The 13,489-nt window shown below is 74.9% G+C and carries 14 protein-coding genes; 5 read left to right on the forward strand and 9 right to left on the reverse strand.

Going from position 1 to position 13,489, the window contains the following annotated elements; all coding sequences use genetic code 11:
* Window positions 1-18 precede the first annotated feature (18 nt).
* Genes CHB98_RS06730 through CHB98_RS06750 form a run of 5 tightly spaced genes read right to left on the reverse strand, consistent with a single transcriptional unit; the run spans window position 19 to window position 5,075 of the window.
* Window positions 19-978, reverse strand: coding sequence for an MBL fold metallo-hydrolase (locus CHB98_RS06730; RefSeq protein ID WP_245820972.1), 960 nt, complete (start codon window positions 976-978; stop codon window positions 19-21).
* The gene (locus CHB98_RS06735; RefSeq protein ID WP_089304861.1) at window positions 975-1,967 is read right to left on the reverse strand and encodes a Gfo/Idh/MocA family protein; all 993 of its coding nucleotides are present in this window, start codon (window positions 1,965-1,967) and stop codon (window positions 975-977) included. The genes CHB98_RS06730 and CHB98_RS06735 overlap by 4 nt, the downstream gene beginning before the upstream one ends.
* Window positions 1,964-2,962: a class I SAM-dependent methyltransferase gene (locus CHB98_RS06740; RefSeq protein WP_245820973.1), complete on the reverse strand. Its 999-nt coding sequence runs from the start codon at window positions 2,960-2,962 to the stop codon at window positions 1,964-1,966. The genes CHB98_RS06735 and CHB98_RS06740 overlap by 4 nt, the downstream gene beginning before the upstream one ends.
* 23 nt (window positions 2,963-2,985) lie before the next feature.
* A complete protein-coding gene (locus tag CHB98_RS06745) occupies window positions 2,986-3,885 on the reverse strand; it encodes a hypothetical protein (RefSeq protein WP_089304863.1) in 900 nt (299 codons plus the stop codon).
* Window positions 3,882-5,075, reverse strand: coding sequence for an inositol-3-phosphate synthase (locus CHB98_RS06750; RefSeq protein ID WP_089304864.1), 1,194 nt, complete (start codon window positions 5,073-5,075; stop codon window positions 3,882-3,884). Before CHB98_RS06750 ends, CHB98_RS06745 begins: the two co-directional genes overlap by 4 nt.
* 303 nt (window positions 5,076-5,378) lie before the next feature.
* On the opposite strand from CHB98_RS06750, the gene CHB98_RS06755 reads away from it, so the two are divergent.
* The 5 genes from CHB98_RS06755 to ychF all read left to right on the forward strand — a co-directional run bounded on the left by CHB98_RS06755 (window position 5,379) and on the right by ychF (window position 10,221).
* Window positions 5,379-6,224 carry an ABC transporter ATP-binding protein gene (locus CHB98_RS06755; protein WP_245820974.1) on the forward strand — a complete coding sequence of 282 codons (846 nt, stop codon included), beginning with the start codon at window positions 5,379-5,381 and terminating at the stop codon, window positions 6,222-6,224.
* Window positions 6,221-7,042: an ABC transporter permease gene (locus tag CHB98_RS06760; protein WP_089304866.1), complete on the forward strand. Its 822-nt coding sequence runs from the start codon at window positions 6,221-6,223 to the stop codon at window positions 7,040-7,042. The genes CHB98_RS06755 and CHB98_RS06760 overlap by 4 nt, the downstream gene beginning before the upstream one ends.
* Entirely contained in the window at window positions 7,039-8,277 is a 1,239-nt protein-coding gene (locus CHB98_RS06765) for a sensor histidine kinase (protein ID WP_245820975.1), read from the forward strand. Before CHB98_RS06760 ends, CHB98_RS06765 begins: the two co-directional genes overlap by 4 nt.
* Before the next feature lie 79 nt (window positions 8,278-8,356).
* The gene (locus tag CHB98_RS06770; protein WP_089304867.1) at window positions 8,357-8,989 is read left to right on the forward strand and encodes a response regulator; all 633 of its coding nucleotides are present in this window, start codon (window positions 8,357-8,359) and stop codon (window positions 8,987-8,989) included.
* A 152-nt stretch (window positions 8,990-9,141) separates the two neighbouring features.
* Window positions 9,142-10,221, forward strand: coding sequence for a redox-regulated ATPase YchF (gene ychF, locus CHB98_RS06775; protein ID WP_281251839.1), 1,080 nt, complete (start codon window positions 9,142-9,144; stop codon window positions 10,219-10,221).
* A gap of 18 nt (window positions 10,222-10,239) precedes the next feature.
* Here the strand turns inward: ychF and CHB98_RS06780 are convergent, their stop codons facing one another.
* The 4 genes from CHB98_RS06780 to CHB98_RS06795 all read right to left on the reverse strand — a co-directional run bounded on the left by CHB98_RS06780 (window position 10,240) and on the right by CHB98_RS06795 (window position 13,250).
* The gene (locus CHB98_RS06780; protein ID WP_089304868.1) at window positions 10,240-11,394 is read right to left on the reverse strand and encodes a tyrosine-type recombinase/integrase; all 1,155 of its coding nucleotides are present in this window, start codon (window positions 11,392-11,394) and stop codon (window positions 10,240-10,242) included.
* Window positions 11,395-11,536: 142 nt separating this feature from the next.
* Window positions 11,537-11,962 (reverse strand): type II toxin-antitoxin system VapC family toxin, encoded by a 426-nt coding sequence (locus CHB98_RS06785; protein WP_089304869.1) that lies wholly within the window; start codon window positions 11,960-11,962, stop codon window positions 11,537-11,539.
* On the reverse strand, window positions 11,959-12,219 hold the full coding sequence (locus CHB98_RS06790; RefSeq protein ID WP_143424969.1) for a hypothetical protein: 261 nt from the start codon (window positions 12,217-12,219) through the stop codon (window positions 11,959-11,961). The genes CHB98_RS06785 and CHB98_RS06790 overlap by 4 nt, the downstream gene beginning before the upstream one ends.
* Before the next feature lie 701 nt (window positions 12,220-12,920).
* The gene (locus tag CHB98_RS06795) at window positions 12,921-13,250 is read right to left on the reverse strand and encodes a WD40 repeat domain-containing protein (RefSeq protein WP_089304871.1); all 330 of its coding nucleotides are present in this window, start codon (window positions 13,248-13,250) and stop codon (window positions 12,921-12,923) included.
* Window positions 13,251-13,489: the final 239 nt, after the last annotated feature.

Raw genomic sequence — 13,489 nt, forward strand, 5'->3', positions numbered from 1 at the left:
GCGTGGTCATCGAGCCGCTCACAGGTCGGCCAGCGGGACGGGGGCGGCGTCCGGCGGCCCGGACAGCAGCCGCTGCACCAGGTGCACGACGTGGTCGGTGGTGACCCCCGGGACCATCTCGAACGGCGTCGCGACGACCCCGAAGTCGAGCTCGGCGACGACCGCGAGCATCTCGCGCAGCTCGCCGTGCGACAGCGGGATCTGCGCGTGGAACGCCTTGTGCGCGCTCAGCGCGACCGGGTCGCCGGCGTCGTCGAGGTCCACCTTGAGCGAGTCGCCGCAGAACAGGATGCCGCGGCGGGAGTCGTGCAGCACCGAGTGCCCGGGGAAGTGCCCGCCGGTGCGGTGCAGGGTGAGGTCGGGGGCCAGGGTCAGGACGTCGTCGGCCGGCCAGGTGACCCGGAAGGCCTTGGTCCAGGGCAGGTCGTGCACGTTGACGCAGACCACCCGCGGCTCCAGCTCCGCCTGCAGCTGCCACAGCGCGCCGTAGCCGTGCACGTGGGATGACGCCAGCACCGGGAAGCCGCCGTGCGCGTCGGCCATCCGGCGCAGCTCGGCGAGCATGTCGGCCGTGTACCAGGGCGCGCACTCGAAGCCGACCAGGCCGATGTCGGTCTCCACCACCCAGCCGCGGCTGTCCAGGCCGAAGCGCGGCTCGGTGCCGAACTCGGTGACGCCGTCCACCGGCGCGGGCCGCCAGAAGCCGGTGACCAGCTCGTCGGCCTGCTTGTCGGTGACGAACTCGAAGCCGTCCTCGGGCAGCGCGTTGCGCACGTCGGCGCAGACCGGGCACACCTGCGGGCCGGGGGCCGGCCAGCGCTGCCAGTGCCCGCAGTTGGTGCAGGCGTAGGCGGGCAGGTCCGGCAGCAGGCCGCGGTAGGGGTTGGTGTCCACCTGGCTGGACCCGTGGCGGGCGCCGGGGTCGGCGGCGGGGTCGGTGGCCCGGTCGATGGCGCCGGGCACGTCGGGCGAGGTCACGCGGGGCCTCCGGAGAGAGCGGTGAGGAGCAGGCGGTGCAGGGCGAGGTCGCGGGCGGGGTCGTACGGCCACCGCGCGCGGCCCGCGACCGCGGCGGTGAAGGCGGCGAACTGCGCCTGGAACGGCGAGGTGCCGGCGAACGGCACGTCCACCGGCCCGGGGCGGTACAGCGTGAGCGAGCCTCCCGCCGTCTGGCCCATCGTGTCGACGGCGACCGCCATCCCGCGGGTGCCGACCACCTCCAGCCGGCGGCGGGGCAGCGCGTCGGGGGTGTTGAAGGCGACGTGCAGGCCGACCAGCACCCCGCCGGCGGTGGTGCCGGTGAGCAGCGCGCCGTCGTCGACGCCGTAGTCGTGCACCCGGGTCTGCAGCCGCGCGGACAGCTCGACCACGTCCTCGCCGAGCAGCACGCCGGCCAGGTCCAGGCCGTGCGGGGCCAGGTCGATCGCCGCACCCCCGCCGGCGCGGACCGGGTCGACCCGCCAGTTGTCGTGCGGGCGGCCGTCCGGCGTCCAGTCGGCGGGCAGCCAGCAGCAGTAGACGACCCGGACGGCGGTGACGGTGCCCAGCTCGGGCACCAGCTCGCGCAGCCGCACGTGCGCGGGGTGCCAGCGCTGGTCGTACGCCGTCCCGAGCAGGACGCCGGCGTCGCGGGCGGCGGTCACCACGGCCCGGGCGTCGGCGACGTCGGCGGCCAGCGGCTTCTCGCAGAGCACCGCCTTCCCGGCCGCGGCAGCGGCCTCGACCAGCGGGCGGTGCGCGGCGTTGGGGACGGCGACGTAGACGGCGTCCAGCCCGGGCGTGGCGAGGAACCCGGCGAGGTCGGTGCTCCGGTGGGCGCCCTCGACCGGCATCCGGGCCAGCGCGGCCGGGTCGCGGTCGTGCAGCGCGACGACCCGCGCGCCCGGGTCGCTGAGCAGCGCGGGCAGCGCGTGGTCGCGGGCCACCCAGCCGCAGCCGGCGATGCCCCACCCGACGGTGCCGCTCACCAGGCGTCCGGGAGGTCGACCAGCAGCCGGCGGCGGGCGGCGTCGGGCGGCAGCGGGTCCGGCCAGCGGGCCGGCAGGTACCCCGAGCGCGGGCCGTACTCGGCGGCGTAGCGCCCGCTGGGCCAGCGCAGCCCGCCGCCGGCGTACAGCGGGTTGGGCCGCAGCGGCCCCAGCGGCTCGCCGAGGTCCACCGGGGCCGGGGCCAGCGGGTCGCCGGCCACCAGCGCGACCGCCTCGCTGCCGTGCAGGGCGGCGGCGGGGGCCGGTCGCGGCGGGCGGCCGGCCAGCAGCGCGCCGGTGAGCTCGGCGTCGTCGTAGAGCAGGTCGGTGCCGAGCACCGCGGCGTAGCCCTCCGGCGTCAGGGGCTGCCCGTGCGGGTCGGCGACGTGCGCGTGGCCGACGACGACGGTGCCGCCGTCCCCGGCCAGCGCCCGCATCGCCGCGGCCGCGGCCGGCTTGTCCCGCAGGAAGTAGAAGGCGTCGTGGCACAGCACGTACGCAGGCCGGGGCACGCCCAGCTCGGGGGTGGCGGTGACGTCGGCGCAGACGTAGCGGGCGGCGGGGCAGACGAAGCGGCGGGCCAGCCAGAGCTTCGCCCAGACGACGTCGACGCCGGTGAGGTCGGTGCAGCCGCGGCGGGCCAGCTCGCGCAGGTGCGTGCCCGTGCCGCAGGCGACGTCGACCACCGGCCGCGCGCCGGGCCAGTGCTGCTGCAGCAGCGCCAGCCCGGCGAGGTGGGTGGGGTCGGACCAGCGGTGCGCGAAGTAGTCCGCGACCCGGCCCATGCCGAGCAGCGCCATCGCCTCGCGCAGGGTCGTCGCGGCCGGCACGCGGGCCAGCTGCTCGGCCGGCGGGGGCGGCTCGGTCCACCAGTCGTCGGCGTCGGCCAGCAGCAGCACGCGGGCGCGGTCGACCTCCCCGTGCGCCAGCAGGCCGGCCACCTCCGCGCGCAGCTCGTCGCGCCCGGCGCGGGCGAACGGGATGCCGTCGACCACCGGGACCGCGGGTGCAGCAGTACTCACAGGCCGGCCGCCGCCAGCACGTCGAGGTGGAAGGCCTGCACCGGCCCGGCGTGCACCAGCTCCAGGTCGTCCAGGGCCTGCGAGGCGGTGAACGCCGCGGCCCGGGCGTGGTGGTGCACCTGGAGCACCCGGTCGAGCACGTCGGCGGCGTGGAAGGCCTGCGACTCCGGCGCCCCGGCGTCGGCGCGCAGCCGCAGCACCGCCCGCAGGCGCTGCGCCAGCGCCCCGGGCAACGCGGCGAGCTCGCGGGCCTCCAGTGTCGCGACCACCCGGTCCAGCGCGGACCCGAGCAGCACCTCGCCGGCGAACCCGGCGTCGGGCAGCTCGACGTTGTGCAGGTGGTGGGCGATCCCGACGAGGAACGGCGCGACCGGGTCGGCGCCGAACACCGGCGCGAGGAGGACCCCGTACACCGCCACGGTGAGGCAGTGGTCGCCGTGGCTCTCCGGCGGCTCGACCACCACCCGCGCCCGCCCGGGGGCGGTGGCCCCGGCGCGCGGCTGCGCGTTGAGCCGCGCGGCCAGCGGCGGCGGCTCCGGCGCCGGGACGGCGAGCGGCAGCGCCTCGCGCAGCACCGAGCGCAGCCCGGGGTCGAGCGGGCCGGCGACCTCGTCGAACCCGCGGCGCAGCACGCCGCGCGCCTCGTCGTCGGCCAGGCCGGCCGTGCGCAGCACCGCACCGTCGATGCCCGCCAGCCGCGCCCGGGCCACGGCGGCGGCGGTCTCCGAGACCGCGACGGCGGCCGGGTCCTCGCCGGCGACCAGCCGCCCCCAGCTTCGGGCGAAGGCCTGCTCGGCGAGGGACCCGGGCGCGCCGGCGACGCGGACCCGCTTGGCGTCGCCGACCTCGGTCAGCAGCGGGCGGAGCCGGGCGAGGGCGGGGGAGCCCCCCGTCACCGGCCGGTCGCGCCGGTGGTCACCCAGTCCAGCAGCACCCGCTCCTGGCGGTGCAGGGCGTGCTCGGGGGTGCTGCCGTCGGGCGTCATCGGGGCCTTGAAGAACCAGCCCAGCTGGGTCTGCACCCCGCCCTGCCCGCGCTGCTGGGCCAGGTCGGTCAGCCGGGCCAGCTCGATGGCCAGCGGGGCGGCCAGGATCGAGTCGCGGCACAGGAAGTCGACCTTGACCTGCATGCGCTGGCCGAGGAAACCGACCAGGTCGATGGCGTCCCAGGCCTCCTTCTGGTCCCCGCGCGGGCGGTAGTAGTCGATCCGCACGACGTGGTCCTCGACGGGGTAACCGAGGATGGAGTCCAGCACGCTGCCCTTGGTCTGCAGCTTGCTCTGCAGCGAGGCCGGGTCGTCCAGCGCCAGGCCGTCGCGGTTGCCCAGGATGTTGGTCGAGTACCAGCCCTCGACGGTGAGCGCACGGCTGCGGAAGGCCGGGGCGAGCACCGTCTTCATCATCGTCTGGCCGGTCTTGCCGTCCTTGCCGGCGACCGGTACCCCGTGCCGCTCGGCCAGCTCGACCAGCGCCGGGACGTCGGCGGCCAGCGACGGCGTGAAGTTGACGTACCCGACACCCTCGGCGATCGCCGCGTAGGCGTACACCATCGACGGCGTGATCGAGCGGTCGTCGGCGTCCAGCCCGGCCTCGAAGGCCTCGGTGGACTGCAGCGCCGGCGCCGCCGGGTCCGGCCAGCGCTCCGTGGAGGCCAGGTTCACCAGCACCAGCCCGTCGAGCCGCTCCTCCTCGCGGAAGCGGACCAGGTCGGCGCGGACGGCATCGACCTGGGCGCGGCGGGTCTCGGCGAGGACCACGTTGCCGCCGGTCACGTTGCGGCAGAAGTCGGCGTCGCCGGCCGCCGGCCACGGCGTCACCGACGACAGGTACGGCCCGGCCTGCGCCAGCTGGTGGTGGTCCAGGACCCCGTGCTGCTCGGCGGCCTTGCGCAGGTCGCTGCCGTCGAGGTCCCAGCCGCCGACGACGAGGTCGGTGTACTCGACCATCCCGGTCGCCGCCTCGACGGGCCGGCCGTCGACCGCCAGCCCCGCGAGCGGCAGCCCCGCGGTGTCACCCCCGGCGCGCAGCAGGTCCAGACCCGCGACCGCGGTCGTCGCGACCGCTCCGCCCAGGCCGACCACGGCCATCCCCACCCGTCGTGGTGCACCGGACAACGTGTCCCCCTCGAGTTCGGCTGCACGGCCGGGAGGCGCCGTGGTGTGGCGCACGGGCGCGTGCAGAAAGACACTGGAACCACTCCAGCGACAGGTGCCACTCCACCACCAGGGCCCCCGCCGTGTCCACCGATCGGTGGAACGGGGACCGGCGGATCGGCGGTGCCGCGGGATCCTGTGGGGAGGGAGGGTCACCCCATGCAGAAGGACTCCCTCCTCCCCACCACCCGCGCGCTCGCGGCGGATCCCCGGGAGGAGCCACCGGATCCCGGCCCCGTGATCTCGATCCGGGGCCTGGTCAAGCGCTACGGCGGGCGGGCCGTCGTCGACGGCGTGGACCTCGAGGTCCGCCGCGGCGAGGTGTTCGCGCTGCTCGGCCCCAACGGGGCGGGCAAGACGACGACCGTCGAGGTCCTGGCCGGCGTGCGCCGCCGCGACGCCGGCGAGGTGCAGGTGCTCGGCGTCGACCCCGCCGTCGGCGACCGCGCCTGGCGCGACCGGGTCGGCGTCGTCGCCCAGACCACCGGCGCGGGCAACGCGCTGACCGTCCGGGAGACCGTCGACCACTTCGCCGCCTACCACGCGACCCCCGTCCCGGGCGGCGAGCTGCTCGACCTGGTCGGCCTCGGCGCGACCGCCCGCACCCGCGTGGACAAGCTGTCCGGCGGGCAGCGCCGGCGGCTGGAGGTCGCCCTCGGCGTGCAGGGCCGCCCGGAGCTGCTGTTCCTCGACGAGCCGACGACCGGCCTGGACCCGGTCGCGCGGCGGCAGTCCTGGGCCCTGGTGGAGTCGCTGCGGGCCGCGGGCACCACCGTGCTGCTCACCACCCACTACCTGGACGAGGCCGCACACCTCGCCGACCGGGTCGGCGTCATCACGGCCGGCCGGCTGGTGGAGGTCGCCCCGCCGGCCGAGCTCGGCGGGGAGCTGCGCCGGGAGGCGACGGTCCGCTGGACCGAGGACGGCGTCCCCCGCGAGGTGCGCACGTACCGCCCGGCCGCGGTGCTGCGCGACCTGCTCGCCGCCGCGCCCGGCGAGCTGCCCGACCTGACCGTCACCCGCCCCGGCCTGGAGGACGTCTACCTCCGCCTGGTCGGCGTCCCCGAGGAGGCCGTGCGATGACCGCTCCCGTCCTGACCCGGCCGGCCCCGCCGTCGTGGACCCGCATCGCGCGCGCCCGGGTGCTCCTGGAGCTGCGGCTGTTCCTGCGCGAGCCGCAGCAGGTGGTGTTCTCCTTCGCCTACCCGGTGCTGATGATGGTCGTCTTCGGCTCGGTGTTCGGCGCCAACGAGGTCTCGCCCGGCGTCTCGTTCAGCCAGTACTTCCTGGCCGGCATCGCGGCCACCGGCATCATGCTGACCAGCTTCCAGGCGGTCGGCATGGGCATCGCCGAGGAGCGCGACCGGGGCGACCTCGCCCGGCTGCAGGTGCTCGGCACCCCGCCGCTGGCCTACGCCGGCGGCAAGGCCGGGCAGGTGCTGCTGTCGACGGCGGCCCAGCTGGCGCTGCTGCTCGCGGTGGCCGCGCTGGTCTACGACGTGCCGCTGCCCGACGACCCCGGCCGGTGGGCCACCTTCGCCTGGGTGTCGCTGGGCGGGGCGCTGGCCGGCACGGTGCTCGGCATCGCGGTGTCCTCGGGCGTCGGCAGCGCCCGGGCGGCCGCGGCCGGCATCCCCGCCCTCGCGATCGTCCTGCAGTTCTTCTCCGGCGTCTTCTTCGTCTTCACCGAGCTGCCGGCGTGGATGCAGCAGGTCGCGGCGGTCTTCCCGCTGAAGTGGATGACCCAGGGGATGCGCTCGGTGTTCCTGCCCGAGCAGGCGGCCGCCGCCGAGGTCGCCGGCGCGTGGGAGCACGGGCGGACCGCCCTGGTGCTGCTGGCGTGGGTGGTCGTGGGGACCGTGCTCGCCGCCCGGACCTTCCGCTGGCGGCGCGGCGCGTGATCGGTCGCGGCCGGCTCACCGCCGCCGTCCTGCCCGCCCGGGGTGGGGACGGCGGCGGTGCGCCGCTGTCCGGCCGCGACTGGCGGGCCACGGTGCTCGGCATGCACCTGGTGTCCGCCGCGGTGTGGGCGCTGGCCGTCGTGACCGCGCTGGCCGGCGACATCGCCCCCGGCGGGCGCGCGGTCGTGCTGGGGACCCTGGGCGTGCTGGCCGCCGGCTACGCCGTCGCGGGCGCACCGGCCATCGCCGGGGAGCACCCGGCCCGGGCGGTCGGCTACCTGGTCGTGCTGGTCGGCTGCTTCGCCGTCCTGGCCTGGCAGGCGCCCTCGCTGCTGTTCCTGCTGTTCCTCGCCTACCCGCAGGTGTGGTTCCTCGTCGAGTCCCCGCGCCCCGGCGTCCTGTGGACCGTGCTGCTGGCGGCGGCGAGCCTGGCCGGACCCCTGGCCGCCGCCCGCGACGGCGGTGACGCCCGGCAGGCCCTGCTGTCGGCCGGCGTCGGGATGGTGTTCAGCGTCGCGCTGGGCATCTGGGTCAGCCGCGTGCTGCAGCAGAGCCGGCAGCGGGCCGAGCTGATCGAGCAGCTGGAGGCCACCCGCGCGGAGCTGGCCGCCGCCGAGCGGGAGCGCGGGGTGCTCGCCGAGCGGGAGCGGCTGGCCCGCGAGGTGCACGACACCCTGGCGCAGGGCTACACGAGCATCGTCGTCCTGGCGCAGACCGCGGCCGACCGGCTCGACGGCGACCCCGCCGGCGCGCGGGAGCGGCTGGCGCTGATCGAGGAGGTCGCCCGGGACAACCTCGCGGAGGCGCGTGCCGTGGTCGCGGCGTTCCAGCCGGTCGCCCTCGACGACGGCACGCTGGTGGAGGCGCTCGAGCAGCTGGCCGCCCGGTTCACCCGCGAGACCGGTCTGCCGGTGCGGGTGGACACCGCGGCCCTCGGCGAGGGGCCGCCGCTGCGGCGGGACGAGGAGATCGTGCTGCTGCGCGGCGCGCAGGAGGCGCTGACCAACGTGCGGCGGCACGCCGGCGCCACCGACGTGGTGGTGCGGCTGGCGCGGGAGGCCGGGCAGGTGTCGGTGCACGTGGTGGACGACGGCGTCGGCTTCGACGTGGCCGCGGCCCGGGGCGCCGGCCTGGACGGCCTGCGCGGCCGGGTGCAGCAGGTGGGGGGCGCGGTGGACGTGAGCTCGGCACCAGGGGAGGGGACGTCGGTGGTCGTGCGGGTGCCGGCGCCGTGATGGCCGCGAGGGCGACGGCCGAGCGAGCATCGCAGCGAGCGCCAGCGAGCGAGGAGCGGGACGAGGACGGGGTCGAGCCGTGATCAGGGTCCTGGTCGTCGACGACCACCCGGTGGTGCGCGGCGGGCTGGTCGGCTGGCTGGACGCGCAGGAGGACCTGACGGTGGTCGGGGAGGCCGCCGACGGGCAGGAGGCGCTGGCGCTGGTCGCCGCGGCCGGCCCCGACGTCGTCCTCATGGACCTGCGGATGCCGCGGATGGACGGCGTGACCGCCACCGGGCGGATCGCCGCCGCGCACCCCGCCGTCCGGGTGCTGGTGCTGACCACCTACGACACCGACGCCGACATCGTGCGGGCCGTCGCCGCCGGGGCGACCGGCTACCTGCTCAAGGACGCGCCGCTGCCCCAGCTGGCCGACGCCGTGCGCGCCGCCGCCCGGGGCGAGACGGTGCTCGCCCCGCCGGTGGCCGCCCGGCTGGTGTCGCACCTGCGGGCGCCGGCGGCCGAGGCGCCGAGCGCGCGCGAGCTGGAGGTGCTCGCCGGGGTGGCCCGCGGGCTGACCAACGCCGAGATCGGCCGGGAGCTGTTCATCGGCGAGGCCACGGTGAAGACCCACCTGCTGCGGGTGTTCGCCAAGCTCGGCGTGGACGACCGCACGCGGGCGGTGATGGTCGCCGTGCAGCGCGGTCTGCTGCCCCCGCCGGGCGGCTGACCGCGGCATCGGGTGTCGCCGACCTCCTGCGGTGTTCCCGTCGCTCCCGCGGTGGTTCAGCACCGCGGGAGCGGTGCAGCGGCCGCAGGAGTGCGCTTCCCACCGAGGCGGCCGCCGGTCGAGGGCTCGGCTGTGCGTGGTCCGTAGGCTGGATGTCCGTGAGCCTCACCATCGGCATCGTCGGGCTGCCCAACGTGGGCAAGTCGACGCTGTTCAACGCGCTGACCAAGAACGACGTCCTGGCGGCGAACTACCCGTTCGCGACCATCGAGCCGAACGTGGGCGTGGTGGGCGTGCCCGACCCCCGGCTCGGCACGCTGGCCGAGCTGTTCTCCTCGCAGAAGACGATCCCGGCGACGGTGTCCTTCGTCGACATCGCCGGCATCGTGCGCGGCGCCAGCGAGGGGCAGGGGCTGGGCAACAAGTTCCTGGCCAACATCCGCGAGTCCGACGCGATCTGCCAGGTCATCCGGGTGTTCACCGACCCCGACGTGGTGCACGTCGAGGGCAAGGTCAGCCCGGCCGACGACATCTCCACGATCGACACCGAGCTGGTGCTCGCGGACCTGCAGACCCTGGAGCGGGCGATCCCGCGGCTGGAGAAGGAGGCGCGCAAGGACAAGGAGCGCGCCGCCCTCCTCGCCGCCGCCCAGGCCGCGCAGCAGGTGCTCGACGAGGGCCGGACGCTGTTCTCCGCCGGGGTCGACCCCGGGCCGCTGCGCGAGCTGACCCTGCTGACCACCAAGCCGTTCCTCTACGTCTTCAACGTCGACGCCGACGAACTGGCCAACGAGGAGCTCATCGCCGAGCTGCGCGCCCTGGTCGCGCCGGCCGAGGCGATCCTGCTCGACGCGAAGACCGAGGCCGAGCTCGCCGAGCTGCCCGCCGAGGAGGCCGCCGAGCTGCTCGCGTCGATCGGGCAGAACGAGCCGGGCCTGGACCAGCTGGCGAGGGTCGGCTTCCGCACCCTGGGCCTGCAGACCTACCTGACCGCCGGCCCCAAGGAGGCCCGCGCCTGGACCATCCCGGTCGGCGCGACCGCCCCGCAGGCCGCCGGTGTCATCCACACCGACTTCCAGCGCGGCTTCATCAAGGCCGAGATCGTCTCCTACGACCAGCTGGTGGAGGCCGGGTCGATGGCGGAAGCCAAGTCCCGCGGCTGGGTGCGCATCGAGGGCAAGGACTACGTCATGCAGGACGGCGACGTCGTGGAGTTCCGCTTCAACGTGTAGCGACGCGCAAACCGCAGCTCAGCGGCCTGCCGACCCCCGCCAGTCCACGTCCAGTCCACACGATTCTGCGAGCAAGGTCTGCGCTGCCGCCCGCGTGCGGTCCTCGGCGCTCGGCCACAGGTGCGAGTAGGTCGACAGGGTGGTCGTCGCCGACGCGTGCCCGAGGGCCCGCTGCACGGTGACGACGTCGCAGCCGGAGGCGATCAGGCCCGAGGCGTAGAAGTGCCGGAGGTCGTGGAGTCGCAGCCCGGTGATCCCGGCAGCGGCAGTGGCGGTGGGCCACCGGTGGCCGACGGTGTTCTGGTGAGGCGGGTCCTGGCCGGCTCCGGTGAACGGCCAGCCACCGTCCGGGCAGTACGTGGCGACGTGCGCCGCCAGCATCTCGACCAGTCCGGGCGCGAGGAAGACGACCCGCTCGCTGCCGTACTTGGGCAACCGGACCTCGACCGCACCGCGGCCGGCACGCTGCACCTGGCGTGCCACGGTCAGGGTGCGGCGCAGGAAGTCGACGTCCTCGACCCGGGGGCCGGCGGCCTCGCCGAGCCGGAGGCCGGCGAACGCGCAGAGCGCGACGAAGGGGCGGAAGGCGTCCTCGGCGGCCTCGAGGACGGTGCCGACCTGGGCCGCGGTGGGCAGCGTCATGGCGGCGCCGGTCCGCCGGCGACGGGGGAGTGCGACACCGACGCTGGGATCGCTCGGGATCAGCTTGTCCGCAACGGCGCCGCGGATGACGGCGCGCACGTTGTTGACCCGGGTGTGCACGGTCCCGGGCGCCAGTCCGCGGTTGACCATGCCCTTCACCCAGCCCTCGACGTGGGATCGGCGCAGCGACCGCAGCGGCACGTCGGCGAAGGGCACGGAGTCCGCGGCGAGCTTCATGGCAAGGACCGTGCTCGGGGCCCAGACCTGCCGGCTGGACCAGTCGGCGTAGAACTCCGCGACGGTGAGACGGCCGGCGCCAGGGTCGACGTACGTGCCCCGCGTGATGTGCGCGGTCCGGTCGTCCAGCCAGCGCTGCGCGTCGCGCTTGAGCGCAAAGGCATTCATCACCTGACGGCCCGATGGGTCACGGAACTGGGGCCGGTAGCGCAGACCCTCGCCGTCCAGCTCCGTGGGCACCAGGCGGCCGGTGGCCGGGTCCCGGCGACGCCATCGGTCCTGGATGCTCGCCATGGCTCCGCCCTCCAATCCGCATGGACCTCACCGGGACCGACGCGGCCGAACGTGGTCCGAGGGCCTGACAATGCGCGCCCTGGCGCCGACGCCGTCCGCGGAGTTCGACCGCGCGCCGCGCCCGGCCCGGCGGGCAGTCCGGTCAGCTTGACGCGACCTCGGGAAGCAGCGTGAACGCCACGACTCGGGTCGGGCGGACGACCGTGAGATGGCGCCGGTCGAAGGTGGCGATCCGAGCGATGGGCAGGCGCTCGGCGATGGCGACGACCGAGGCATCGGTCCCGCCAAGCCGGAGGTCCGCATACCGCTCAGCCGGGTCGGCCATGCGTGCGACGTCGGCAGCGGTCAGCTCTGCGAGTTGCAGCCCCGCGGACCGGAAGTCGCCGAGGAACCGGACCTCAGCATCGGGTCCGCCCCACTCGTCGAGGAGGTGGCACGCCTCCGCCAGCACGGTGGGTGGAACCAGCAGCGCCTCGTCGAGGGTCTCGAGCAATCGCGCCCCAGCGTCGTGGTTGGTGTCGGCGGTCCGGGCAGCGGCGACGAGGACGTTCGTGTCGACGAGGATCACTCGCGGCTGAAGCCTCGCTGCAGGTACTCGTCAATGCGGATGGACAGGTCCGCGGGACCACCGTGCACCGGACCGATGAGGTCGAGCTTCGCCCGGGGAGGCCGGGCAGCATCTTCGCCGCTCGACTGCTTGGACTCCTCGTACGCGCGCACCACATGCAGGCGCTGGCCGGGCCGCACGCCGTGACGGCGCAGCTCGGCGAGCAGCTCGGCTGCATCCTCGGGGACCGTCAGGTCCCAGCAGTCGGCGGAAGTCATGATCACAGGGTGTCGGATCCTCGGACAACGAACCCCGGTCGCGGAGCCGCTCCCTCTGCGTAGGTATGCCGGCTGGCGGGGGTCGCCGGAAGGGCGCTGCGCGGCCCTCCGGGTGGGCCCCCGGCCCACCCTTCCCCCGACTCACCCCAGCCGGCCCGGAAGCGGTTAGCGGGAGCTGGCTGGGAAGTGAGCACCCGTCGCACCCCGGCAGTTCCGCTTGGGATCGTCGTGCGGGACAGGGCTGCGGATCGGCGGGCGAGCCGTGATGCGAATCGCCCATCGCGGCCCAGTCAAGGGACACCGCGACGGTGCGATGCCGCCGTCCTCGTCCCCGCCTGTCATAGTCGCTCGAGCGTCAGTCCCACCGCGGCGAACCGACCCCCATCCAGGTCGGCCGACGATGGATGGTCGAGCGGACTGGCTCCTGGCTCAACGACTTGCGCTGATTCCGCCGCACCGAACGCCGTCAAGCCCGCTTCGACGCACCTCGCGTTGCCTGCTGCAATTGTCACTTTCCGTGCGCCATGCCGCGCCGCCTGGCGCCTTCCCCATGGGATGACCGGCCAGAGTTGCAACGGATCCGCCGACCTGCTGGCAGAGGCTCAGGTCCGGCAGGGCGCCTCGACCTCGAACACCGGCGGAAGGAGTCGCAGTTCCTGCTCAGTGAAGTCGCGGTCCGCTGCCCTGCAGATGTCGTCGTATCAGCCTTGTGCGGTGATCGCAATAGTCTGCGGTAACTGGTCGTCGGTTCCGTCGACGTGCATCCACACTTCGGCTGCGCGGAGATCGAACGCGGTGGCGGAGTGCAGTGCCATGGATCCAGCCGCTGCGTTCCGGGACAGGTGCCAGGAGTGGAGGTTCTCGCCTGCGCCCGATCCGACGGTCAGTAGGTACCCGTCAGGAGTGGATGCAACTACTCCCTCACCGTCCGGCGCGATGATCCGGTTGAGCATCCGCCGCTCATCTGTGTCCCAGACCTGCACAGTGGCGTCTGCGGCTGCGAGTGCGAGCCGGGCGCCTGACTCGTCCATGATCGCGTCCTGCGATCCGCTACTCACTGACACGGGAAGAGTGGATACGTGGCGCCTCTCCCGGGTGCTCCATGTCTCGATAACGCCACTCGGGGTAGCGAACGCGACCTCATCGTGTTGGGGTCGGATGCCCATCATCTGTGCCGCTGGACGTCCAGAAGACGCCGCGAGGTCAAGAGTACTTGACTTCTTGTCCGATAAACCATACTTTGCAGGTGTGGGGCGGGCGTCAGCGAATG

The sequence above is a fragment of the Geodermatophilus pulveris genome (assembly GCF_900188375.1).
GTDB lineage: Bacteria > Actinomycetota > Actinomycetes > Mycobacteriales > Geodermatophilaceae > Geodermatophilus > Geodermatophilus pulveris.

Excerpts from the sequence above, each read along its gene's own strand:
- ychF (WP_281251839.1), top strand. The coding sequence starts at position 9,142 with ATGTCCGTGAGCCTCACCATCGGCATCGTCGGGCTGCCCAACGTGGGC.
- CHB98_RS06780 (WP_089304868.1), bottom strand. The coding sequence starts at position 11,394 with ATGGCGAGCATCCAGGACCGATGGCGTCGCCGGGACCCGGCCACCGGC.
- CHB98_RS06760 (WP_089304866.1), top strand. The coding sequence starts at position 6,221 with ATGACCGCTCCCGTCCTGACCCGGCCGGCCCCGCCGTCGTGGACCCGC.
- CHB98_RS06750 (WP_089304864.1), bottom strand. The coding sequence starts at position 5,075 with ATGGCCGTGGTCGGCCTGGGCGGAGCGGTCGCGACGACCGCGGTCGCG.
- CHB98_RS06795 (WP_089304871.1), bottom strand. The coding sequence starts at position 13,250 with ATGGACGAGTCAGGCGCCCGGCTCGCACTCGCAGCCGCAGACGCCACT.
- CHB98_RS06790 (WP_143424969.1), bottom strand. The coding sequence starts at position 12,219 with ATGACTTCCGCCGACTGCTGGGACCTGACGGTCCCCGAGGATGCAGCC.